Source organism: Pseudoalteromonas sp. T1lg75, from assembly GCF_002964705.1.
Classification (GTDB): domain Bacteria; phylum Pseudomonadota; class Gammaproteobacteria; order Enterobacterales; family Alteromonadaceae; genus Pseudoalteromonas.
Window position 1 is genome coordinate 502,696 of the sequence record NZ_PQCD01000033.1, and the last position, 21,248, is coordinate 523,943.

Below are 21,248 nucleotides of genomic sequence, written 5' to 3' on the forward strand. Positions count from 1 at the left end.
GATCCTTAATTACTGCGCTTTTCGCCGGAAAGCATAATAGCTAAACCACAGGCGGAGATCACCACAAGCAAGAGCCCGGGGATGGCGGCGCGGCCAAAGTAGCCCGCTTCGTAAACGCGCCACAGGTAGGTGGAGAGCGTCTCGAATCCAGTCGGTCCAAGCAACAAGGTCGCTTCTAACTCACGCATTGATTCTAAAAACACCAGGGCTGCGCCAGCGACTATGCCGCGGGCGGTCAGTGGCAAGGTAATGCGGGTAAAGGCTTCTCTTGGGCTGGCCCCAAGAACGCGTGCCGATTTTACTAAGCTGGCATCCATATGCTCGGTGCTGGTGCGTACCGAGCCGACCGCTAAGGGTAAAAACCGCAGCACATAGGCGATAACCAGCAGGGCCAGAGTTTGATAGAGCATGGGTAGTTGCAGGCCAGCGTACACCAGCGCGGTGCCCATGACGATGCCGGGAATGCCAAAGCCGAAATAGGTGATACGCTCCATAACTCGGCCTGCTTTACCACTGAGTGCCGCATGAGCCACGGGAATAGCGACAATCACCGCCATCAGGGCAGCGATGCCCGAGGCATAGGCCGAATGCCAGGCGATGGTGAAATCGAACTCGGCCAGGCCTTCGCGGACCAGCCACAGCGAGAAAACCCCCAGGGGCAGGCCAATCGCTAGTAATAGCACTGGCACGAAGATAACGAACATGGCACCGAGTTGCCACGGCTTAGGAAAGAGCATCAGTGGGCGGCCATGGCGCTCGGTGGCGGTTTTAATTTGCGATTCTAAAAACAGCAAAAAGCCGACAATACACATTAACTGGAGCGACAGCATGGCGGCGCGGCTTAAACCAAAGGCATTGTACTCAACATAGATCACCCGGGTGAAGGTATCGAGGCGCATCATCGCTGGGGTACCGAAATCAGACAAGGTATACAGGGCCACCAACAAGGCGCCGGCGGCTATGCCGTTGACCACCCGGGGCAATATGACCTTAAACACGCTCATGGTCATGGTCATGCCCAAAGTTCTCGCCGCATTGACCATGCTTGCGTCCAGGCTCAGCAGCGATGAGCGTGTGGTCAGCATGACAAAGGGGAAGGTATACAGGGTCATCACAATCGCGGCGCCGCTGAGGCCATACATGGGCGGCGTTTCAATGCCAAACAGGGTATTCATTTCACCTCCCGGCCCAAAGGCCGCATACAAGGTAAAGGCACCGATATAACTGGGGATGGCCAGGGGGGCGGCAAACACCACTAACCACAGCCTCTTCAGCGGTAAATGCACATAGGCACTAATAAAGGCCAGGGGCACGCCAATAATAATCGAGCCCGTTACCGTTAGCGCCATCAGCGACAGGGTGTTGCCGAGTATGGTGAGGTTATGGCTATCGAATAGCGTGCTGGCATCACTGGCTAAGGTGAGCAGCACATACAAGGGTGTTAAGGCCACAAGCGCTGCAAGCAGCGCCATGGGATAGGAAGCGGGTAGACGCATCAGAGCACACCGGCATTACGCATTAAATCCAAGGTCGGGCGCAGGTCCGCCAGTTGCGTTAAGTCTATCTTAGGCGGCGAAATACTGGCTAATGACGGCAATCCCTCCGGCTGTTGAATGCCTTCGATAAGCGGGATTTCATAGGCCTCTCGGGCTAGGTAACCCTGTACTTCGGCGCTTAATAGATAACGCATAAAGTTGGTCGCCAGCGGGTCTTTATTCAGCGCGAGAATGCCTGAGGCATTAACCAAACAGCCTGCATCATTTTGGGTAAAGGCCAGATCTAATTTGGCATCGGGCTTGCCCGCTTTAAGGCGCAAGCTGTAGTAATGATTGGCAAAGCCGATGTCTACTTCACCGCGCTCGACGGCCATCACCACCCCCAGCTCACCGGCATAGGACTTGGCTTTCTTTTTGACTTTTTTCAGCCAGTTGGCCGTTTTATCATCGCCTTCGAGCAAACGCATGGCGGTGACAAAAGACTGGAACGAGGCATAGGCCGGAGCCCAGCCTATACTCAGGTCGCTGTCGGCAATGGCCATGATGCTTTGCGGGATCTGTTCCTTGGTCAAACGCTCGGTGTTGTAAGGCAAAGTGCGTACCCTACCTGTGACCGGCGCCCAGCCCTCGTAGCGAAACTGAGGTTGCAGTTGTGCCGATAAGTCAGCAGGCAGTGGCTGCGCCAGACCAGCGTCGGTCACCAAGCCAATGGCGCCGGAGTCCACCGCCCAAAATAAATCGGCGCGGCGCACGCCCATTTTCGCTTCTGCGACTATGGTGTTGGCCAGGGCAGCCGTAGGGCCGCGGCGAATACCCAGTTCTAAATTCGGGTTCTTATCTTGAATCGCTTGCAGGACATTTTCATACAGACCGCCTTCGCCACGACCAAGATACAAGGTCAACTTACCTTCGAGGGCGGGCAGGGAGTCCACCGACACCGGGTTGGCAGCGGTTGCTGCAAATGCCCGTGATAGAGACAGCGGCAAGGTACTGGCCACTCCAAAGGCAGCCAATCCTTGAATAAAGGTTCTACGTTTCACTTAAAACACGTCCTTGCGGGCTTTTTCGGCCTTTTCAATGAGCTTTTTAGCGCGATCTAGTTTGCCCTGCATGGCAACGACCACAGCACGCACGTCATCGACGCTCTTGTTATCGGCGATCGCCTTTGGCAGAGTTACATTGAAGTCTTTTTCTAGCTCTTCAACCAGGTTGGCATCTTGCTCAATTAAGGTGCCTTCAACGCCTTCAAACAGGTGCAAGTAGGTGTCATGAACGATCTGCGTAGCTTCATCGCCAAGGCGTTCAGCATACTTAGCAACGACGCGGTCGAGCTTGTGCTTGATCTCGTCCATGGTGGCGCTTTGCGTCATGGTTTCTGTGGCCGTGGCCTTAACGCTCTGGAGCAGGCCTTTTTGCTGGAATTGCGCCGCCAGTTTAACTGCCCCCAAGCCTTGCCATAAGGCCGCATTGAGCGCTTCTTGCTGTTTGCGTGCTTCGGCCGCTGGCGCTTTATTGTCTATGGCCATCTTGATGCCGTAAAGCCCTTGCCAGATAGAGGCATAAACGGGCACATAGTTAGTTTCAATGGCGCTGTGAAATTTAACCGATTCCCAGTATTCGACCAGATCATCGCTGTTTACCGCCTTGTTGCCCTTGGCCTCGTAATCACTGACCATGGTATCAACCTTGCCAATCATCCATTGTACTTCTTCGGAGTAATCTTTTAGGTTTTCTTGTAAGTGATTCACGTGTTCGCCGATAGGACCGTTGGCAAAGGCCGGCTGAAAGCTAAATGCAGAGGCGAATAACAGGCTGACGCCCAAGGTTTGGACTGATTTAAACAATGAATTCATAGCGTGGGGATCCAAAGCTAATTGTAAATGATAGTTATTATCATATCCGTACAACTTGCTTAAATCAATACATTAAAGTGTCGCATTAGGTTACTTTCGTGCCGATGAGCTTAAGGCGAAGTGCATCGCTTAATTACCCGGCTGGAGCATGGACAAACGCCTAGGGCTAACAGTATGCTGACTAATGTCAAATACTCACAACAAGGGAATGGTCATGACGCCAGCAGTAACCTTTCTAACCAAGCACAAGGTGGCATTTGAACTTATCAGTTTTGAGCATGATAGCGGTGTCGAGAATTATGGTCAGGAAGTCATAGATAAATTGGCACTGGACGCCGCCTGCGTATTCAAAACCCTGGTGCTGGAAACCGCAGAGCAGGGGTTCGTGGTCGCCATTACCCCTGTGCATCAACAGGTGAATACCAAATCCCTGGCCAAACTGGCGGGCAGTAAAAAAGCGGCCATGGCCGCGGGGGCCGATGTGGAGCGGGTAACCGGCTATGTGCTCGGTGGCGTGAGTCCGTTTGCACAGAAAAAAAGACTCCCCGTGTATGTGCATCAAAGCGCTTTGGCGCAGGATACCATCTATGTCAGTGCCGGCAAGCGCGGCGTTGAACTGGCCCTGGCGCCGCAAGATTTAATTACTCTTCTTCAGGCTCGCTGCGGTGAATTTTAGCCCTGCCAGCAATTTCTCACCTCCTGTACCTTTTTAGGCGCTACTCTCGTAATTCTCCCAAGCACTCTTTTCTATACGCACTTGTACCACTTTTATGAAGAGCAAACTCGCCGTTGCTCGATTATTTGTTTGCGAGTAAAAATTTATTTTTGCGTACACCTGTACGCTCAATAGCAGGGAATTCAACCGTCTTAGCGCCATTACGCAAATAAGTTATAAATTTTGTGTTAAAAAAAACTGGTTGGACCAATTGATCTATTCAGATTTTTATGCCGTAATAAGGGGTATATTAACTGGTCAGATGAGTTGGTTATGAGCTTACGTACAAAATTAAAAAAAATCCTTCCTAGTATTTCGATTACAGAGCAGGAGGCGCTGGACGCCGGTGATGTGTGGTTAGAAGGTTCTATCTACCGTGGCAAGCCTGATTTCGCGGCGCTGCGCGATGTGCCCGCGGCAACCTTGAGCCAAGAAGAGCAAGCTTTCCTTGATGGCCCTGTGGCCGAGCTGTTGGAAATGATCGATGAGTCCGAAATTCAATCGGGCACGCATCTGCCAGCGCATATTCTAGAGTTTCTGAAAAAAGAGCGCTTCTTCTCGCTGATTATTCCGAAGAAGTTCGGCGGTCTTGAGTTTAGCCCCTATGCTAACTCGACCATAGTGGCCACCATTTCAACCAAGTCATCGGCGGTTGCCGTGACCGTGATGGTGCCAAACTCCTTGGGCCCGGGTGAGCTTTTGCTGCACTATGGTACCGAAGAGCAACAGAATCATTACCTACCACGTTTAGCTAATGGCCGCGATATTCCTTGTTTCGCCTTGACCAGCCCGGAAGCGGGTTCGGACGCCGGCGGTATTCCGGATATCGGCGTGGTCAAAGAAGGCGAATACCAGGGCGAGAAAGTACTTGGCCTGGAGGTTACCTGGGACAAGCGTTATATCACCCTGGCGCCTATTGCCACCGTATTGGGTCTGGCCTTTAAGGTGCAGGACCCGGATCACCTGCTGGGTGATAAAGAAGACCTGGGCATCACCTGTGCGCTTATTCCTAATACCCACCCGGGTGTGGAGCTGGGTAATCGCCACGACCCCATGGGCGTGCGTTTTTACAATGGGACGACGCGCGGTGAAAAAGTCTTCATTCCTATGGACTTTATCATCGGTGGACAAAAGAACATCGGCCGCGGTTGGCAGATGTTGGTGAGCTGTTTAGGTGCCGGCCGTGGTATTTCATTGCCTGCGTTAGGCGTGTCGGTATCTCAGGTGGCATTTAAAGGCTCTGCTGAATACGCCGCGGTGCGTGAACAGTTTGGTCTGGCCATCGGTCAGTTCGAAGGTATTCAGGAAAAGCTGGCCGATATCGCCGGTAAAACCTACTTACAAGAAGCCATGCGCGTACTCACCACAGAAGGTCTGGGCATGGGTCTAAAACCTTCTGTAGTAACCGCCATCGCCAAGTACCATATGACCGAAATCGGCCGTGACGTGCTGAACTCGGCCATGGATATTCAAGCCGGTAAAGCCATTCAGCGCGGCCCGCAAAACACCCTGGCCAGCGGCTTTGTTGCCCAGCCCATCGCCATTACGGTAGAAGGGGCGAATATCCTGACGCGTAACCTGATGATCTTTGGGCAAGGCGTGATGCGCTGTCACCCTTACTTGCAGAGCATGGTGGAGTCCATCCACTCGCAAGAAAAAGATGCGGATGCCACCTTTAATCGTATTTTGCGTAAAACTGTGGGTTACAGCACCGCCAATGCGCTGCGTGCTTTCAAACATGGTTTACTGCCGTTTACCGCGCCGAGCGCATCGTCTTTGCCTGAAGTACGCCAGTATGAAAAGGCGGTTCACAAGTTGTCGTCACGGCTAGCCGTGTATGCGGATTTCTCCTTGTTGGTTCTGGGTGGAAAGTTAAAGCAGGCGGAAATGCTGTCGGCGCGCCTGGGCGATGTAATGAGCTATATGTATGCGGCCATGGCCTCGATTAAATATTACGAGCAAAAGGTCAGCAGCGCAGATCGCGCGCAAGCGGCGCCATACTTCCACTATGCGACGCGCTGGGCATTGCACCAGGCAGAGCAGGCACTGCATGCCTTCTTGGATAACTTCCCGGCATCGGGCACCCGTAAGTTTATGCGCTTCTTAACCTGGCAGTACGGCTACAAAATGCCAACCATTGGCGACGATCTGGTTCGCGAACTGGCCCATCAGGCGCAACTGGATACGGCCATTAAAGCCCAGCTGACACATCTGGTGAAGCCGACGCCGGGCGATGGTCACGATATCAATGAGCAGGCCTATAAAGCCAAGCTGGCAAACCTTGAGAGCCTGGCCAAGGTACGCAAGGCCATTAAGTCGAAGCAGATTCGCTCTGGCGTGCGCTTTGCCGAGACGCTGGATAATGCCCTGGCGGCCAGTGTGATCGATGCCAACGAGTATGCGTCTTTGGTTGATTATAACCGCAAGCGTGAGCTGGCTATTCGCGTCGATGAATTCGATTTCGATATGAACCTGCTGCGCCCGGACGGCACCCGTGCCGACGGCCAGGACGTGAGCCTGCGCAGCGCCAGCTAATTATTCCTTGTCACATTTGCATTACCACCAAGCCCTTACCTTTGCGTAAGGGCTTTTTTATTGGGTGATCTTAAGGCGACCTCTGCTCGTAATGCCAGACGGAGGGAATGTATGCTTACTTTGTTTTATGACGGCAATTGTCCTTTGTGCACCGCCGAGATAAGAAAACTTAAAGGGTATGATCAGTGTGGAGCCCTAGCCTTGGTCGATATCAATAGTGACGAAGACTTGTCTCGCTACCCCATGATCGACTATCACGCCGCCAACGCGACCTTGCACGCCATTGATGAAAATGGACGGGTGTTACTTGGTTTGGATGCCAATGTCGCCGTGTGGCGGGCAGTTGGCAAGTACCCATGGTTAAGGGTGTTGCGCCGGCCGCTGATCCGTATTGTCGCAGACTGCTGTTATCGCATTTTTGCTAATAATCGCCACAGAATAGCGGGTTGGCTATCGGCTCGATCATGTAAAGAGCAATGCCATGTGGGTGAACGCCATGACTAAGGCCTTGATCATTGGCGCTTCGAGTGCGATTGCCCGAGCCCTAATCGATGAGTTGGAGTCACAGGGCACCCAGGTACACAGCGTGAGCAGATCCAGGCTTGAGCGCGAGCGCCATAGCTGTTTGGCTTACAGTGAGCAGGCGATTGCTAACTGGTGTCTTGATGCCCAGCAACAGGGATTGGCCTTTGAGTACATTTACATTTGCAACGGCGTGTTGCATAGCGAGGAGGTGCAGCCGGAAAAATCCCTAAGTGCATTTTCGCAGTCGGCTTTTTTCGAGGTGATGCAATGCAACACAGTGGTGCCTATGTGGTGGCTGTCGAACCTAACCAAACTCTTGACGCCTAACGCGCAAAGCGTGGTCACCATTTTGAGTGCGCGCGTAGGCAGCATCACAGATAACCGCTTGGGTGGCTGGTACAGCTACCGCGCTTCAAAGGCGGCCTTAAATATGCTTACCAAAACCACCGCTATTGAAATGAGGCGTACACACAAGCACAGCAAATTTTTGTTGTTTCATCCCGGCACCACGGACAGTGACCTGTCTAAGCCGTTTCAAAAAAATGTGCCTGCGGGCAAGTTGTTTACCCCTCACTTTGTCGCCCGGCGTTTGCGGGAACTGAGTACAGATTACGCCTTTCTCCCGTCCTGTGGCTTTTATGATTGGAATCGGCAAGCTATTGAGTTTTAAAGTTTATAGAGAATCTAATGTATGCAATTTAGTAAAGACGATCTCGACGCCATGCCCTCACGCTATAGAGCGCACTTCGTAAATAGCCTGTCGGGGTACAAAAGTGCAAATCTGGTGGGCACCACAGATGGCCAGGGTAATCATAACCTAGCCATTGTCAGCTCGGTGGTGCACCTAGGAGCGCATCCCCCCTTGGTCGCCATGATCATGCGCCCGGATGTGGTGGAGCGACATACCCTGAGTAATATAAGGTCTACGGGTTGGTATACCCTTAACCAGGTGAATAGTCACTTTTGGCAGGCGGCCCATCAAACATCGGCCAAGTACGGGGTTGATGAAAGTGAGTTTGATGCGGTGGGTTTGGAGCCACAATTTATCGGTGAATGTCCCGCTCCTTTTGTCAGCCAAAGTCTGTTGAAATACTCGGTGAAATTGGTTGCCGAGCAGGTCATCGAACAAAACGGTACCTTGTTACTGATAGGTGCTATTGAGCAGGGGGAGGTGAGTGATGAAGCCCTGTGTGGTGATGGTCATATCGATCTTAACAGCATAGATACCGTGGCCGTAACTGGGTTAGACGGGTACCATGTTGGCAGCCGTCTTGGGCGCCTCAGTTATGCACAACCTCATGTATGGCCAAGCCCTATTGATGACTAGTGTAAAGGGGATTGACAGTGCTCTTGTGTCGGCAGTGTGCTCAGGTACAATGTCGGCAGTTTGAATTAAGAGGTTTCTCCCATGCGTTTAGTATTCACCCTATTTCTTAGCGCTTTTATCGGTATGGTGTCCGTGCAGGCATCTGCTCAGCAGAGCATAGATCTTGAAGCTGTGATGAAAAAAATGGGTCACAGTTACAAGCAGGCGGTTAAAGCCGAAGACCAAGGACAAATGCTTATGGCCTTGGATGAGCTTCAGACCTTGGTAGAGCAGGCTAAGCAGGCTCGCTTTAACAAAGAGCCGGAACAGTCGCTGCAGGGCTTAGACAAGGTACTGGAGCAAATTTCACTGGCGCGCACCCTGGCGAAAAACAATGAGTTGGCCGAAGCCAGTGTGGCCCTCAAAAGCATTGACTCACTGCGTAAAGAGTACCACGAACTGCATGAGCCTCCGGGTTTGTGGCAATTATTGTTTGGTCAATAATATCTAGTTTCCCATTGGTTGCGGTGTTAGTCGCCGCCGCCACAGCCTCCACCGCAGCTTGAGTCACCCCCGAGACTATCGCTCGAGCTCGACGTCGAACCACTGTCACCTGCACATCCCGATGAACAACCTATATGGGCGGCACAATAGCCATCACCATACAGGGGCGACTTTTTATTCTTGCAATCTAAGGCGTAGACAAAGCCATCTTTAATTTTAAGCTGGCTATCAATAGCGAACAGTAGGGGCAACTGCGTGGGTGCCGCTGCGGGCAGGTTGCTTTTTGCGCAGGCCAGACGCCAAGCGCGCCTGATACCATCCTGGGCCACCACCTTGGTTCTCATGGCCTCGCTTGGGGTATGGTGCAAAAAGCGCCCGAGTGCCTTTTTACAAAACTGCTGGTAGTTGCGGGTAAAGAGGATAAATTCATGCCAGGCCACGTCGACCACTTGCGAGGGCATGGCTACCATTTTATTGTGGGCCTGATTACAGATATAAAAGTAATCTCGTAAACCCTGAAGCACTAAGTCTAGATCCTGATCAGTTAGGTGAGGGTAGGTGTTTTTCACCTTGGCCGTAATCGCGGGTGCAAACTGGTATTGCTCTATATAGACACGCTGTGCTTGCTTTTTGCGGCGATGGTATAAATAGACGCTCAGACCTAAAACGATCAGTGCCGTGATGGATGTCATTATCATTTGCTGTCCCTGCCCATAGGTAATTCTTTTTATTATTCAGCTAACTACGGGTTGCCCTTGGAAGCAAGTTGTTTTTTGGCTAACAACCTTTTTGTAAACACAGGGCAAGGTTTTGCAAGGTAAAGGGCCAGGTGTCTTCATGCTCTTTGCTAAAGCGTTTAAAGTTGATATCGCCCAGGGTGCGCTCTTGTATGGCCTTGATAAGGATGTGATATTGCTCAACATCGGGTTCGAAAATAGCAAGGTTACTATCGGAGATAAAATTACTGCCTTGTCTATGACTGTCGTGCAGCATGATCAGGGCCGCAGCACCTAATAACACATGGCCGCCAACGGACACATCTAAGTGTTCATCGGTGCCCATCTTATCCCAATTTATACCGCCAACCACAGGGAGCACGGGGGCGTTGACGTTTTTTGCAGCTCTGAGGGCGCCACCGGCAATGGGGTCGTTGGCTGCCCAGATTATATTAATGTTTTTGATATGACTGAGTACGCGAATGCTTTTACGATAGCCTTCTTTTTCGGACCAATTGGCCACCTCGTGATACACCAGGTTTACCTCAGGGTGCTGGCGTAAGAAGAGTTCCAAACCCCGTTGGCGACTGAGCGCCGAGTCGGTACTGCGATCGCCATACAAGGCCAGCATGTTCAGTTGCGTATCTTCGCCAAAGCGTGCGGTGGCGCGATCAAACAAGCCGCGCGCCAACTTATAACCCGCCTCGAAATGATTGGGAATGATGTAACCGAGCAGCCAATCTGGCTTGGTAGTGAGTATGTGCTCTTCCGGGGCGTTATAGATAAATAAAATCGGCTTGTCTAATTTTGCATCCGCTTTAATAAGCTTGGTGATGGCTTTTTTTTCATCGACCACTATTACATAGTCGGCGTCGCTTCTGAGCGCGTCATTAAGTTGCGACTTCATTAAAATATGATTGCGATTGGCATAGGTGACCGACAATTGTATATCCAGATCTTCCGCCACCGCTTCCATCGCCAACGTCACGTTACGCCAAAACAGCCCGGTCGAGTTATCAAACTGGTGACCGGGATTCACAAAGCGCACCTTGAGTGGCTGCGTTTCGGACTCGGCGTAAGTTCTCTCACTGATAAGCAGCAAGACGAAGCTGAAAAAAACGAATAAAAGGCGGAAAATTGTCATCACCTCAACACATAATTAATGTAGGCCTAGTGTATGTGGCGCTCGCGCATCAGTAAAGGAAGGACAGCTAATTTCCGTTTTAGTTTAGCGCTTTAACGATAAATCATACTTTAGCACCAAGGCATCCAGGTATTTGGCACGCAGCGAATGTTGGTATTCATGGCCGGGCGGTTCGATAACCGCCTTAGAAAACTGCTTCATCAAGGGGTGCAGTTGCTGTCTTTGTTCGGCACTTAGAGTGGTGATCGTCATCCCTTCGGTCAGCGTGTCTATACTGTAGCGCAGCGCATCCATCTGGATAATTTCCTCAATCTGCCCCTGGCGGGTTTGGGTTCCGAACTGGCCGCTTAAAAATTGCTGCCACAGATGGGTCAGTCGTTCACCGATATCATCCAGGTAGTCGTCAACCAGGTAAAGTCCTTCGCTTTGCAAATAATTCAGGGCCTGCATCGCGCGCTGGGCAAAAAGATTAAAGGCAACACTGGCCGAGTCAATATTTGCCTTACTTATTTGTCGTCCCCAATCCTGCATGGCGATAGGATAGTATTGCCAAAATACCTGACAGTCATAGATCCCCTGCACCGAGTGACACTGAATACTGTTTTCCAGGCTATAACTGGCATGTGGAAAAATGCACAGGTGTTGCCAGTGCTCCAATTGTTCACGGTCGATGCCCAGGTGTTGGCAAAGCTGATCTTCCCGGTAGAAAAACTGTTCCAAATAATCCAAAAGATGCATAGATAAATTGGTGACTGTATATTTATACAGTTATCTTGATTCAAAGCTGATTAAGTTGCAAGCCCTAAAATGGAGAAAATTTATCAGGCAATTGGGTCGACCCCCTCGGCATAGGCGTTTGAATATGATTAAATTAGTAAAAATAGCTAGTAAGAGAAGCCAATAGTATGGGAACTATGGAGCAATTAAGACAAGCACGGGTGATCACGGCGATAAAAACCCCGTACAACGACGATGGCGAAATTTGCCTAAAGACCTTTGATGCTTTGGTGGAGCGCCAGATTGCCGCAGGTGTTGATGGTATAGTCGTCGGTGGTACCACGGGTGAAGGGCAACTGATGAATTGGGAAGAGCATTTAATGCTGATTGCCCATAGCGTCGCCGCCTTTGCCGAGCGCATCTTGATCATCGGCAACACCGGCAGTAATAATACTCGAGAAGCCATCAAAGCCACCAAGTACGGCTTTGCTACCGGCATGCACGCATCGTTGCAGATCAATCCCTACTATGGCCGCACCTCCGAGCTGGGGCTAGAGGCGCATTTTAAAGGCGTACTGGATATTGGACCGGCGTTTATCTATAACGTCCCAGGACGTACAGGCCAGGACTTAACTCCTGAATTTATCGGCTCATTGGCCCAGCACGACAACTTTATCGGTATGAAGGAGTGTCAGGGTAACGAGCGTATTGCCGCTTATGAGCGCCAAGGCATCGCCTGTTGGTCCGGTAATGACGATGAAGCCCATGACGCGGTGCATCAGCACGGCGCCCATGGTGTGATCTCGGTGGCCACTAACCTGATCCCCGAGCTGTTTTGTGAGCTGCTTAAATCACCCCAGCCGGAACTCAATGCCGAGCTAACGCCGCTGATGAATTGGCTGTTCTGCGAACCTAATCCTATTGCCATTAACACCGCCCTGGCGATGACCGGTGCGGTGAAACCGGTACTGCGTTTGCCTTATGTGCCATTAACACAAAAACAACAAGAGCAGGGTGTTGAACTCATGTCCAAGTTGGACAAAAAACACCTAGTTGGCGAGCAAACAGCGGCTATCATCGCTGAAAATGCGTTTAAATTGTACTAATTGTAGGCTCGTTAACATTTAGTGACTTAACAGCCGGTTAATTGTACCGGCTTTTTTGCTATTTTTTTTACAATCCATTACTATTTGCGCCTTATAGATAAACGGACTTTTGGTGATGAAGTGTGCTGTCGAAAAGTTGGCCGTGTATGTGGCACAGCCAGCCTCAACAGAAAATATTGAGCTTAACGAAATCTTAGATGCGTTAGCGTCAGAGTTTATTGCGCTTGATGTCAGTTGGGTCAAGCCGATTCAGCGCCGCCGTTTAAGTCATTTTGCCAAGATGATCCTCAGTTGTGCCCACCAGGTAAATCCCGAGGCGCAGCCGATGCCGATCATTTTCTCCTCCCGCCATGGCGATTTGCATAAAACGTCGGACTTGTTGGCCCAATTACAAGCGCGAGAACCCTTATCACCCACTCAGTTTGGCTTATCCGTTCACAATGCCGTAGCCGGACTGCTATCAATTCTGACCAATAACAAGGCACCCATTGTCGCCCTGGCCGGCGGTAGTGACAGCATTAACAGCGCCCTGTGCGAGGCCTATATGCAGTTGCAAGACCCGGAGGTAGAGCGGGTGATGGTGATCCATGCCGACCGCGCTTTGCCCGAGCTGTATCAGGAGTTTGCCGATGAGCCACAATTGGACCACTGCGTAGCACTGGTAATGAGCAAGGTCCCCGAGGCCATCAAGGGAGGCACTAGCTTTCGCCTTGAGCAAAGTAATGATGCAGCGAAATTGACCCAGCTGCCGGCACTGCATTTGGCCCAGGCTTTGCTTCAGCAACACAGCACCGAGCTTTGTGGATGGCGATTGCACTATGATTAGCAAGCTGAACTACTGTTGGCGGGTACTTGGCACCGGTTTTTGTTTTGCCCTCTTTGGTCTCGGTGGTATGATCTTAAGCCTGACTATACTGCCTTTGCAGCGGTTGATATACCGTCAAACCGAGGTGCGTCAGCGTAAGGCACGAAAACTGGTGCACTACACCTTTCGTTTTTTTGTTGCCGTGATGGATACCTTAGGGGTGATAGGTTTTCATGTACATAACCGCGATGCCTTCAAAAATTTGCGTGGGCAACTGATCCTCGCCAATCATCCAAGCTTAATTGATGTGGTGGTGCTGATTGCCGCTGTGCCCAGAGCAGACTGTGTGGTTAAGGCACATTTGTTTAAAAACCCTTTTATGCGCGGCGTGATCCAGAGCACGGGTTATATCAGCAATGACGATCCAGAGGGCCTGTTGGTAGATTGTTGTCGCTCTTTGGCTGCCGGTAACAATTTGATTATTTTTCCCGAGGGGACCCGCTCGGATCGGGGCTCACTGCAAAAGTTTAAACGCGGGGCTGCCAATATCGCCCTGCGCTGTGGTCTGCCAGCGGCCTCGGTGATCACCTCGGTGCTGATCACCATGAAGCCCAGTACCCTGACCAAGGGCACGCCCTGGTATAGGGTGGCACCAAAGAAAGCGCATTTTTCAATGCATATTGCCGCTGAGCAACCGCAGCCCTGGCAGGGCCATGACCATGAACCCATGAGCATGCAATCGCGGGGCTTGACCAAACACTTAGAAACTTATTTTCATAATCAAGTAGCGAATTTATGAGTGATTTAAAACTAGAACTAAAACAACTGATTATTACCAGCTTGGATCTGGAAGACATCGAAGTAGCAGACATAGACGACAGTGAGCCCTTGTTCATTGACGGCTTAGGCCTAGATAGTATCGATGCGCTGGAATTGGGTCTGGCCATTAAAAAGGCATTCGATGTAAAAATCGATGCCAACTCAGAACAAACGAAAGCCCATTTTGCATCTATCAATGCATTGGCTGAGTTTATTGAACAATCGCGCAACAACGCTTAATAGTGGAATAGAAGATGAAAACTGCTGCTGAAATTTATGACGTATTACGTGGCATTTTAGAGAACGACTTTGAAATTGACGCCGACGATATCAGTATGGATGCCAACCTATACGAAGAGCTGGATTTAGACAGTATCGACGCCGTTGATTTGGTTGTGAAACTAAGAGAAATCACCGGTAAGAAAATCGAGCCTGAGGCCTTTAAACAGGTGCGTACCGTATCCGACGTAGTAAAAGAAGTAGAACAACTCGTTAATTAATGATGCTTAAAGGCATAGTGAATGCGCTGATCTCCCTGTGCCTCTTGGCCTATCCGGTATTGGTATACCTGGGGTTAAGCCAGGGGTATGAGCAACAGGTGGCCTGGCTATTGGCCCTGTTGTTAGGAGGGCGAGCGCTGCTGGCGCTGCGCCACAAGGCAATCGGCAACTGGTTATTACCTATCTCTGCCGTCGGCTTACTGCTGGTGTTGATGGCGCTGATGCGTGGCTCATCCCTGTGGTTGCAACTCTACCCGGTGATGGTAAACCTGATCATGGCCACCACCTTTGCCCTGAGTTTGCTGCAAAAGCAGAGCATGGTGGAGCGTTTTGCCCGTTTGCAAGAGCCGCAACTCAGTGCGCAAGGCGTCCGTTATACCCGCAAGGTCACCATGATCTGGTGCGCCTTTTTTGTGCTCAACGGGCTCGCCGCGTCTTACACGGTTTGGCTTGGTGATGTGGCTTTGTGGACCTGGTATAACGGATTTATCGCCTATGTGCTTATCGGTATCTTGGCCGCCAGCGAGTGGACATATCGCCTGTGGTTAAAAAGGCAGGGCAAGCTTGTATAAATTAAAACATCTCCTCGGCGAACACATGGCTAGCCGTGACGGCTGTGCTTTTAGCAGCGCGCAATTTCTTGCTTTAGTCGAGGGTTTTTATCGCCGTTATTCGTCCCTTGAAGCCGGCTCCTCGGTGTTGCTGTATCACAGCGATAGCATAGAGTTTGCAGCGCGTTTGTTGGCGTTGGCGCAATTGCCGCTGGATATTGTTTTACCTCCTAACGCTCAGCCACAAACCTTGTGTGATTTGCAAAAGATCACCAGTTTCTATGCCGGTGAGTTGGAGGCGGATAGCCCGCCTGGCTTTAGCTGTGTGGACGCCTTTGATCCAGATCTCTCATTGGCCGGCGATTTACACTGGCCCGGCAGCGCTCAGGGCGCCGGCAGGCTGGTGTTTTTCACCTCGGGTTCCAGCGGCCCCGCCAAGGCCATTTATAAACGCTGGGATGCCATTAACCTTGAGCTGCAGACCCTAGAGCAGACTTTTAACGGTACCGAGCAGCAGTCGCTGTCATTTATTGCCATGGTCTCGCACCAGCATATTTATGGGCTGTTATTTAAACTGCTGTGGCCGCTGCGTTATGGGCACTTTTTTGAAGCCAGCAGTTACCAATACCCGGAGCATTTGGCCAAACGACTTGGTGCTCATCAGCGTTGGCTGGTGGTGGCCTCGCCGGCACAGTTATCCCGGCTTGTGGATGATAATGTTCTGGTGCCGAAGCGTGCTCAGATAACCTGCCTTTTTTCCTCCGGCGGACCCTTGGCGGACTCAGACGCCATTATCCTGGCCGAGCAGCTCCACCAGGGGATCGTGCAAGTTTACGGCAGCACCGAAACCGGCGGCATAGGCTATCGCAGGGTGCTTTCAACGGCAGCAACGCCCTGGCAGCCTTTTAACTCGGTAAGCCTAAGTGAAGAGCAGGGCCGCTTGGTGCTACAGTCTCCCTTGATTGACGAACCAACCCGGCTGTTGGATGACAAGGGGCAGGTATTGAGTGACGGACAGTTCTTATTACTTGGGCGCGCCGACAGAACCGTGAAGGTAGCGGAAAAGCGAGTCGATCTGGTTGGTATGGAAGCGCGCTTACGCCAGCATCCCCTAGTGCGCGCCTGTGCGCTGCTGCAACTGCCAACGGGGCGTTTAGGTGCCCTGGTGGCGCTCAGCACTGACGCCAAGGAGCAAGTGCCCTCGAAGGAAGTCACGGTGCAGTTAAAGGCCTGGCTGGGGCAGGAGTTTAAAGCCGTGTGTGTGCCTCGTAAATGGCGTTATTTTGAGCAGCTGCCGTACAACAGTCAGGGCAAGCTGATTTATTCGCAATTGGAGCAATATTTTGTCTGATCTAGTGATAACCGAACCGCAGATCCGTGCCATTGAGCAAGCGGACGATCAGGTTTCGCTGACCTTGTATTTACAGCCGGAGCTGGATTATTTTCGTGGCCATTTCCCCGGTGCACCTATCCTAGCCGGTGTTGTGCAGCTTGATTGGGCGGTACAATACGCTCGTCGTTATCTGGGTATGACCGGGGACATAGCCGATATCGAAGTGCTGAAATTTCAAGTGGTGATGACTCCCGAGCTGGAAGTGACCCTGCAATTGGTGAAGAAAAATAACGATAAGGTGCTTTTTAGTTATCATTCCGAAAAAGGCCAGCATGCCAGTGGCCGCCTGGTGTTTGCGAGTTGATCCATGAACCTGTGTATCGTCATCCCCAATTACAACCATACCCATGCCATTGATCAGGTTCTGGCCCAATTGTGTGGCGCCGGTTACAAGATAGTGATGGTCGATGATGGCAGTCACGACGAAGCGCAACGCTATTTTGATAAGTTGGCACCCCGATATCCGCAGCTCACGTTGCTGCGTCACCAGGTTAACCAAGGCAAGGGTGGGGCGGTGCAAACCGGTCTGCGCTGGGCATATGAAAACGGTTACAGCCATGCCCTGCAGGTTGATGCCGATGGCCAACACTGCCTCGCCGACATCGACCGTCTGGTGGAATGCGCTCGCAACAACCCCGAGGCCATTATCAGTGGTCGCCCCGTGTATGACGACTCGGTGCCCAAGCACAGATATTTGAGTCGCTATATCACCCATGTATGGGTGTGGATAGAAACCCTGAGCCTGTCGATTAAAGACTCCATGTGCGGCTTTCGCGTTTACCCCTTGGCGCCTTGTATGGCGCTCTTTGAACGTTGTGAGCTGGGTAAACGCATGGACTTTGATATCGAAATCATGGTGCGCATGTATTGGCGCGGCACCCCCTCACGCTTTGTCGACACCCAAGTGATTTACCCCGAAGACGGGGTGTCGCATTTTCAGCCCCTGGCCGATAACGTCAAAATAAGCTGGCTGCACACCCGGTTGTTTTTCGGCATGTTAGTGCGCCTGCCTAAATTGCTGTGGCGTAAGTTCAGTGGCCAAAGGTAAGCGGCGCGATATGAGCGAGCAACATTGGTCAAAAACCAAAGAGCGCGGCAGCTATCTTGGCATGCAGTTTTTACTTGGCGTGTATAAGCTCTTTGGTCGCCGGGTGCTTTGGCTGTTTATGTTTGTGGTGGTGTTTTATTTTTATGTCAGCGGCAGAAAAGCACGCCGTGCGTCCCTTGAGTACTGGCACCGTCTCCACAAGTTTGACTCCAGTCAACCTAAGCCTAGTTTTGGCACCGGGTTAAAACATTTTTGTACCTTTGCCGACAGCGCCTTTGATAAGATTGATGCCTGGCTTGGACGCATTACCCCGGCGCAATTGCGTTATCAAAATCAACATCTTTTTGATGATCTGGTGGCCCGTCGCCAGGGCGCCATTTTTATCGGCTCGCACTTGGGTAACCTGGAAGTATGCCGGGCCTTGGGCATGCGTCATCAAAACTGTGTGATCAATGTGCTGGTGTTTACCGAGCACGCGGTGGAGTTTAATCGCACCTTACAGCGCATTAATCCCAATGTCAGCGTCAACCTTATCCAGGTCAGTGATATGGGCCCGGATCTGGCGATTTTACTTAAAAGCAAGGTCGAGCAGGGTGAGTTCGTGGTGATTGTGGGCGATCGCACCAGCACTAGTGCGGTAGGCCGGGTGCACTATGCGTCCTTCCTTGGGGAGCAGGCGCCTTTCGCTCAGGGGCCTTTTATTCTTGCGGCGCTGCTGGAGTGCCCAATATACTGGCTGTTCTGTACCCGAAGTGGTGATGGGTTTGACGTCCATTTCAGTCATTATAGCGAGGCCTTATCCTTGCCGCGTAAAACCCGGCAGCAGGCCCTGGCTCAGGTAATAGATGATTACGCACAGCAGTTGCAGCGCGTGGCGCTGCAATACCCTTATCAATGGTTTAATTTTTACGATTTTTGGCAACGCGACGAAGACAGCGTGCGCCACAAGGAGAAGTAGTTCGTGTCTAGTATTCAATCCATCGAGTTTGGCGCTGCGCCGCTGCGCATTGAAGATATCGTTGCCTTTGCCCGCCTAGATGCGGTAGCGCACATTAGTAATGACGAGGCCTTGGCGCGCAAAATTGACTCGGCGGTGGCCTTTTTAGATGAACTGCTTGAAAAAGAAGGGGTGATTTACGGTGTTACCACAGGCTACGGCGACTCGGTGACCGTGGGCATTCCCCTTGAGTTAGTGCACGAGCTGCCTTTGCATCTCACCCGTTTTCACGGCTGTGGTATGGGCGCACATTTCTCTCATGCCGAGTCGCGTGCCATTTTGGCAACCCGATTGACCTCGCTGACTCAGGGCTATTCTGGCGTAAGCTGGGAATTGCTGTACCTGTTGCGCGATATGCTGAATCAGAAAATCCTGCCCTTGATCCCGCAAGAGGGGTCGGTGGGCGCCAGTGGCGACCTCACGCCGCTTTCTTATGTGGCCGGTGCATTAGTAGGTGAGCGCGATGTGTATTTTCAGGGGGAGGTGATGGCCGCCAAAGACGCCTTTGCCAAGGTGGGCCTGAAACCCATCACATTGCGCCCAAAAGAAGGCCTGGCAATCATGAATGGCACCGCGGTGATGACCGCCATTGCCTGTTTGGCCTTTGACCGCGCCAATTACCTGCATAAGCTGGCGACCCGCATTACCGCCTTAAGTTCATTGGCGCTGAAGGGCAACAGCCATCACTTCGATGAAATCTTATTCTCGGTGAAACCGCATACTGGACAGCAGCAGGTGGCGGCCTGGATCCGTGATGACCTAAATCATCATAGTCACCCGCGCAATGCCGAGCGCTTGCAGGACCGTTATTCGATTCGTTGTGCGCCCCATGTCATTGGTGTGTTAGCGGACTCCTTGCCCTGGTTGCGTCAGTTTATCGAGAACGAGCTCAACTCCGCCAACGACAACCCCATTATTGATGGGCAGGGAGAGCATGTATTGCATGGTGGTCACTTCTATGGCGGCCATATCGCCATGGCCATGGACAGCATGAAAACCGCGGTGGCGAATTTGGCCGACCTAGCCGACAGGCAAATCGCCTCCTTGGTGGACACCAAGTACAACAATGGCCTGCCAAGTAACCTCAGCGATGCCCATGACGACCGTAAGTACATCAACCATGGCTTTAAAGCGGTGCAGATTGGGGCTTCGTCCTTTACCGCCGAAGCCTTGAAACTGACCATGCCCGCCAGTGTGTTTTCGCGCTCTACCGAATGCCATAACCAGGACAAGGTAAGCATGGGTACTATCGCCGCCCGCGATTGCATGCGGGTGCTGCAACTGACCGAGCAGGTGTTGGCCTGTACTCTGTTGGCCGCAGTACAGGGGCTGCGTATTCGTATTGCTCGTGGTGAAGTCGACGAACAAGGTTTAAGCACAAATATTCGCACCATGTATAGCGATGTTTGTAGCTATTTTGATAACCTAACAGAGGACAGACCACTGGAGCAGACCCTGCGCACCACGGTGGATTACATAGTGCAGCAACGTTGGGACCTGTATGAATAATAAAAATGCCTTGCTGGTTAGCTCAGTTGAAATAGAGATCCCATTTCACGATTGCGATCCTATGAATATCGTTTGGCATGGAAACTATGCCCGCTACCTCGAAGTGGCGCGCTGCGAGCTGTTGCGTCAATTCGATTATGACTATTTGCAAATGCGTGAGTCGGGCTATGCCTGGCCCATCGTCGATATGCGCATCAAATACATAGACTCGGCGCTGTTCACCCAGCGTATACGTGTCGAGGCCTATCTTAAGGAATACGAGCAACGCTTAAAAATCGACTATGTGATCTTCGACGCTGCCACCAATAAGCGCTTGACTAAAGCCTATACGGTGCAGGTCGCTGTTGAGCAAGAAAGTGGTGAAATGCAATATGTGTCGCCGCCGATTTTAATGCAAAAACTGGCCAAGGTATTGTGATGAAGAAATTGATAGTCGGCCTTTGCTTGAGCCTTGCAGCCCTGGTAAGCGCTTATGTAGCCGCGTCTGCAGGTGCGACTGCAAGTGAAAGTGTGGAAAAGGCAAAGCAGCCGGAACGAGGTCGCTTTAGCCAGGCTAAAATCTTTGCCGGTTTTAATCAGCCCTTTATCAGTCAGGGTGAATTTACTCTAAGCAGCGAGCAGCTGTTATGGCATACCCTGACGCCAATCGATTCGCTGTTGAAAATTGATGGTGATGGCGTGTTTGAGCGCCAAACGGATGGTCAATTTCGCCGGCAAGGCCAGGCCGGGCCCTATAGCCGCTTGTTGCAAGCCCTGTTGACACAAGATCAACAGCAGCTGACGCAATTCTTTACCAGCAGCGAGGCCGAGTTACCGGCATCCCTGTTAGAAAAGGACTATTCATGTCAGCAACTTACTCCTATCACACAAGAGCTGCAAAGCTTGTTTAGCCGCTTTATTAGCTGTGCTGATGGCGATACACGGGTGCGCTTTATCGGCTTGTATGAACACAGCGGTACGGCCACAGAAATCACCCTTAGCTTTGAGCCCGGTGTAAGCCCAGAGTAGT

General features: G+C 51.6%; 25 protein-coding genes. 19 read left to right on the forward strand and 6 right to left on the reverse strand.

What is annotated here, in order from left to right; genetic code table 11:
* Positions 1–5 precede the first annotated feature (5 nt).
* From C2M36_RS08830 to C2M36_RS08840, 3 genes are read right to left on the reverse strand one after another with little or no spacing between them, the layout of a single operon-like run.
* Positions 6–1,496 (reverse strand): ABC transporter permease, encoded by a 1,491-nt coding sequence (locus tag C2M36_RS08830; protein ID WP_105254589.1) that lies wholly within the window; start codon positions 1,494–1,496, stop codon positions 6–8.
* On the reverse strand, positions 1,496–2,536 hold the full coding sequence (locus C2M36_RS08835) for an extracellular solute-binding protein (protein ID WP_105254590.1): 1,041 nt from the start codon (positions 2,534–2,536) through the stop codon (positions 1,496–1,498). The genes C2M36_RS08830 and C2M36_RS08835 overlap by 1 nt, the downstream gene beginning before the upstream one ends.
* The gene (locus C2M36_RS08840) at positions 2,537–3,349 is read right to left on the reverse strand and encodes a hypothetical protein (RefSeq protein ID WP_105254591.1); all 813 of its coding nucleotides are present in this window, start codon (positions 3,347–3,349) and stop codon (positions 2,537–2,539) included.
* Positions 3,350–3,563: 214 nt separating this feature from the next.
* On the opposite strand from C2M36_RS08840, the gene ybaK reads away from it, so the two are divergent.
* From ybaK to C2M36_RS08870, 6 genes are all read left to right on the forward strand, one after another.
* Positions 3,564–4,025: a Cys-tRNA(Pro) deacylase gene (ybaK, locus tag C2M36_RS08845; RefSeq protein WP_105254592.1), complete on the forward strand. Its 462-nt coding sequence runs from the start codon at positions 3,564–3,566 to the stop codon at positions 4,023–4,025.
* A 312-nt stretch (positions 4,026–4,337) separates the two neighbouring features.
* Positions 4,338–6,599 carry an acyl-CoA dehydrogenase gene (locus C2M36_RS08850; RefSeq protein WP_105254593.1) on the forward strand — a complete coding sequence of 754 codons (2,262 nt, stop codon included), beginning with the start codon at positions 4,338–4,340 and terminating at the stop codon, positions 6,597–6,599.
* 111 nt (positions 6,600–6,710) lie between these two features.
* Complete coding sequence (locus C2M36_RS08855) at positions 6,711–7,103, forward strand: thiol-disulfide oxidoreductase DCC family protein (protein ID WP_105254594.1); 393 nt, start codon at positions 6,711–6,713, stop codon at positions 7,101–7,103.
* Positions 7,081–7,794, forward strand: a complete 714-nt coding sequence (locus tag C2M36_RS08860) for an SDR family NAD(P)-dependent oxidoreductase (RefSeq protein ID WP_105254595.1) — start codon at positions 7,081–7,083, stop codon at positions 7,792–7,794. The genes C2M36_RS08855 and C2M36_RS08860 overlap by 23 nt, the downstream gene beginning before the upstream one ends.
* 21 nt (positions 7,795–7,815) lie before the next feature.
* Positions 7,816–8,451: a flavin reductase family protein gene (locus tag C2M36_RS08865; protein ID WP_105189052.1), complete on the forward strand. Its 636-nt coding sequence runs from the start codon at positions 7,816–7,818 to the stop codon at positions 8,449–8,451.
* 81 nt (positions 8,452–8,532) lie between these two features.
* Positions 8,533–8,934, forward strand: coding sequence for a cytochrome b562 (locus C2M36_RS08870; protein ID WP_233998372.1), 402 nt, complete (start codon positions 8,533–8,535; stop codon positions 8,932–8,934).
* A 26-nt stretch (positions 8,935–8,960) separates the two neighbouring features.
* Here the strand turns inward: C2M36_RS08870 and C2M36_RS08875 are convergent, their stop codons facing one another.
* From C2M36_RS08875 to C2M36_RS08885, 3 genes are all read right to left on the reverse strand, one after another.
* On the reverse strand, positions 8,961–9,632 hold the full coding sequence (locus C2M36_RS08875) for a glycine-rich domain-containing protein (protein WP_199883030.1): 672 nt from the start codon (positions 9,630–9,632) through the stop codon (positions 8,961–8,963).
* 79 nt (positions 9,633–9,711) lie between these two features.
* The gene (locus C2M36_RS08880; protein WP_105254597.1) at positions 9,712–10,794 is read right to left on the reverse strand and encodes an ABC transporter substrate-binding protein; all 1,083 of its coding nucleotides are present in this window, start codon (positions 10,792–10,794) and stop codon (positions 9,712–9,714) included.
* Positions 10,795–10,878: 84 nt separating this feature from the next.
* The gene (locus C2M36_RS08885; protein ID WP_105254598.1) at positions 10,879–11,532 is read right to left on the reverse strand and encodes a DUF6058 family natural product biosynthesis protein; all 654 of its coding nucleotides are present in this window, start codon (positions 11,530–11,532) and stop codon (positions 10,879–10,881) included.
* A 167-nt stretch (positions 11,533–11,699) separates the two neighbouring features.
* Here C2M36_RS08885 and dapA point away from each other — a divergent pair, with 167 nt between their 5' ends.
* The 13 genes from dapA (at position 11,700) to C2M36_RS08950 (ending at position 21,247) form a co-directional block, all read left to right on the forward strand.
* Positions 11,700–12,617: a 4-hydroxy-tetrahydrodipicolinate synthase gene (gene dapA, locus C2M36_RS08890; protein ID WP_105254599.1), complete on the forward strand. Its 918-nt coding sequence runs from the start codon at positions 11,700–11,702 to the stop codon at positions 12,615–12,617.
* A gap of 115 nt (positions 12,618–12,732) precedes the next feature.
* Positions 12,733–13,443 carry a beta-ketoacyl synthase chain length factor gene (locus tag C2M36_RS08895; protein WP_105189047.1) on the forward strand — a complete coding sequence of 237 codons (711 nt, stop codon included), beginning with the start codon at positions 12,733–12,735 and terminating at the stop codon, positions 13,441–13,443.
* Positions 13,436–14,221, forward strand: a complete 786-nt coding sequence (locus C2M36_RS08900; protein WP_105254600.1) for a lysophospholipid acyltransferase family protein — start codon at positions 13,436–13,438, stop codon at positions 14,219–14,221. The genes C2M36_RS08895 and C2M36_RS08900 overlap by 8 nt, the downstream gene beginning before the upstream one ends.
* The gene (locus tag C2M36_RS08905) at positions 14,218–14,481 is read left to right on the forward strand and encodes a phosphopantetheine-binding protein (protein WP_105189045.1); all 264 of its coding nucleotides are present in this window, start codon (positions 14,218–14,220) and stop codon (positions 14,479–14,481) included. Before C2M36_RS08900 ends, C2M36_RS08905 begins: the two co-directional genes overlap by 4 nt.
* Positions 14,482–14,495: 14 nt before the next feature.
* A complete protein-coding gene (locus C2M36_RS08910) occupies positions 14,496–14,741 on the forward strand; it encodes an acyl carrier protein (protein WP_105189044.1) in 246 nt (81 codons plus the stop codon).
* Positions 14,741–15,313, forward strand: a complete 573-nt coding sequence (locus tag C2M36_RS08915) for a hypothetical protein (RefSeq protein WP_105254601.1) — start codon at positions 14,741–14,743, stop codon at positions 15,311–15,313. The genes C2M36_RS08910 and C2M36_RS08915 overlap by 1 nt, the downstream gene beginning before the upstream one ends.
* Positions 15,314–15,338: 25 nt before the next feature.
* The gene (locus tag C2M36_RS08920; protein ID WP_158678904.1) at positions 15,339–16,643 is read left to right on the forward strand and encodes an AMP-binding protein; all 1,305 of its coding nucleotides are present in this window, start codon (positions 15,339–15,341) and stop codon (positions 16,641–16,643) included.
* Positions 16,636–16,989, forward strand: a complete 354-nt coding sequence (locus C2M36_RS08925) for an ApeI family dehydratase (RefSeq protein WP_105254603.1) — start codon at positions 16,636–16,638, stop codon at positions 16,987–16,989. Before C2M36_RS08920 ends, C2M36_RS08925 begins: the two co-directional genes overlap by 8 nt.
* Before the next feature lie 3 nt (positions 16,990–16,992).
* Positions 16,993–17,733, forward strand: coding sequence for a glycosyltransferase family 2 protein (locus C2M36_RS08930; RefSeq protein WP_105254604.1), 741 nt, complete (start codon positions 16,993–16,995; stop codon positions 17,731–17,733).
* A 10-nt stretch (positions 17,734–17,743) separates the two neighbouring features.
* Positions 17,744–18,691 carry an LpxL/LpxP family acyltransferase gene (locus C2M36_RS08935; RefSeq protein ID WP_105254722.1) on the forward strand — a complete coding sequence of 316 codons (948 nt, stop codon included), beginning with the start codon at positions 17,744–17,746 and terminating at the stop codon, positions 18,689–18,691.
* Between the two features lie 3 nt (positions 18,692–18,694).
* Entirely contained in the window at positions 18,695–20,239 is a 1,545-nt protein-coding gene (locus tag C2M36_RS08940; protein ID WP_105254605.1) for an HAL/PAL/TAL family ammonia-lyase, read from the forward strand.
* Positions 20,232–20,657, forward strand: coding sequence for an acyl-CoA thioesterase (locus C2M36_RS08945; RefSeq protein ID WP_105254606.1), 426 nt, complete (start codon positions 20,232–20,234; stop codon positions 20,655–20,657). Before C2M36_RS08940 ends, C2M36_RS08945 begins: the two co-directional genes overlap by 8 nt.
* The gene (locus C2M36_RS08950; protein ID WP_105254607.1) at positions 20,657–21,247 is read left to right on the forward strand and encodes a LolA family protein; all 591 of its coding nucleotides are present in this window, start codon (positions 20,657–20,659) and stop codon (positions 21,245–21,247) included. The genes C2M36_RS08945 and C2M36_RS08950 overlap by 1 nt, the downstream gene beginning before the upstream one ends.
* The last annotated feature ends 1 nt before the right edge of the window (position 21,248 follow it).

Excerpts from the sequence above, each read along its gene's own strand:
- ybaK (WP_105254592.1), top strand. The coding sequence starts at position 3,564 with ATGACGCCAGCAGTAACCTTTCTAACCAAGCACAAGGTGGCATTTGAA.
- dapA (WP_105254599.1), top strand. The coding sequence starts at position 11,700 with ATGGGAACTATGGAGCAATTAAGACAAGCACGGGTGATCACGGCGATA.
- C2M36_RS08885 (WP_105254598.1), bottom strand. The coding sequence starts at position 11,532 with ATGCATCTTTTGGATTATTTGGAACAGTTTTTCTACCGGGAAGATCAG.
- C2M36_RS08840 (WP_105254591.1), bottom strand. The coding sequence starts at position 3,349 with ATGAATTCATTGTTTAAATCAGTCCAAACCTTGGGCGTCAGCCTGTTA.
- C2M36_RS08920 (WP_158678904.1), top strand. The coding sequence starts at position 15,339 with ATGGCTAGCCGTGACGGCTGTGCTTTTAGCAGCGCGCAATTTCTTGCT.
- C2M36_RS08945 (WP_105254606.1), top strand. The coding sequence starts at position 20,232 with ATGAATAATAAAAATGCCTTGCTGGTTAGCTCAGTTGAAATAGAGATC.
- C2M36_RS08870 (WP_233998372.1), top strand. The coding sequence starts at position 8,533 with ATGCGTTTAGTATTCACCCTATTTCTTAGCGCTTTTATCGGTATGGTG.
- C2M36_RS08905 (WP_105189045.1), top strand. The coding sequence starts at position 14,218 with ATGAGTGATTTAAAACTAGAACTAAAACAACTGATTATTACCAGCTTG.
- C2M36_RS08915 (WP_105254601.1), top strand. The coding sequence starts at position 14,741 with ATGATGCTTAAAGGCATAGTGAATGCGCTGATCTCCCTGTGCCTCTTG.
- C2M36_RS08875 (WP_199883030.1), bottom strand. The coding sequence starts at position 9,632 with ATGATAATGACATCCATCACGGCACTGATCGTTTTAGGTCTGAGCGTC.
- C2M36_RS08900 (WP_105254600.1), top strand. The coding sequence starts at position 13,436 with ATGATTAGCAAGCTGAACTACTGTTGGCGGGTACTTGGCACCGGTTTT.
- C2M36_RS08865 (WP_105189052.1), top strand. The coding sequence starts at position 7,816 with ATGCAATTTAGTAAAGACGATCTCGACGCCATGCCCTCACGCTATAGA.
- C2M36_RS08860 (WP_105254595.1), top strand. The coding sequence starts at position 7,081 with ATGTGGGTGAACGCCATGACTAAGGCCTTGATCATTGGCGCTTCGAGT.
- C2M36_RS08880 (WP_105254597.1), bottom strand. The coding sequence starts at position 10,794 with ATGACAATTTTCCGCCTTTTATTCGTTTTTTTCAGCTTCGTCTTGCTG.
- C2M36_RS08850 (WP_105254593.1), top strand. The coding sequence starts at position 4,338 with ATGAGCTTACGTACAAAATTAAAAAAAATCCTTCCTAGTATTTCGATT.
- C2M36_RS08930 (WP_105254604.1), top strand. The coding sequence starts at position 16,993 with ATGAACCTGTGTATCGTCATCCCCAATTACAACCATACCCATGCCATT.
- C2M36_RS08855 (WP_105254594.1), top strand. The coding sequence starts at position 6,711 with ATGCTTACTTTGTTTTATGACGGCAATTGTCCTTTGTGCACCGCCGAG.
- C2M36_RS08895 (WP_105189047.1), top strand. The coding sequence starts at position 12,733 with ATGAAGTGTGCTGTCGAAAAGTTGGCCGTGTATGTGGCACAGCCAGCC.
- C2M36_RS08910 (WP_105189044.1), top strand. The coding sequence starts at position 14,496 with ATGAAAACTGCTGCTGAAATTTATGACGTATTACGTGGCATTTTAGAG.
- C2M36_RS08950 (WP_105254607.1), top strand. The coding sequence starts at position 20,657 with ATGAAGAAATTGATAGTCGGCCTTTGCTTGAGCCTTGCAGCCCTGGTA.
- C2M36_RS08935 (WP_105254722.1), top strand. The coding sequence starts at position 17,744 with ATGAGCGAGCAACATTGGTCAAAAACCAAAGAGCGCGGCAGCTATCTT.
- C2M36_RS08830 (WP_105254589.1), bottom strand. The coding sequence starts at position 1,496 with ATGCGTCTACCCGCTTCCTATCCCATGGCGCTGCTTGCAGCGCTTGTG.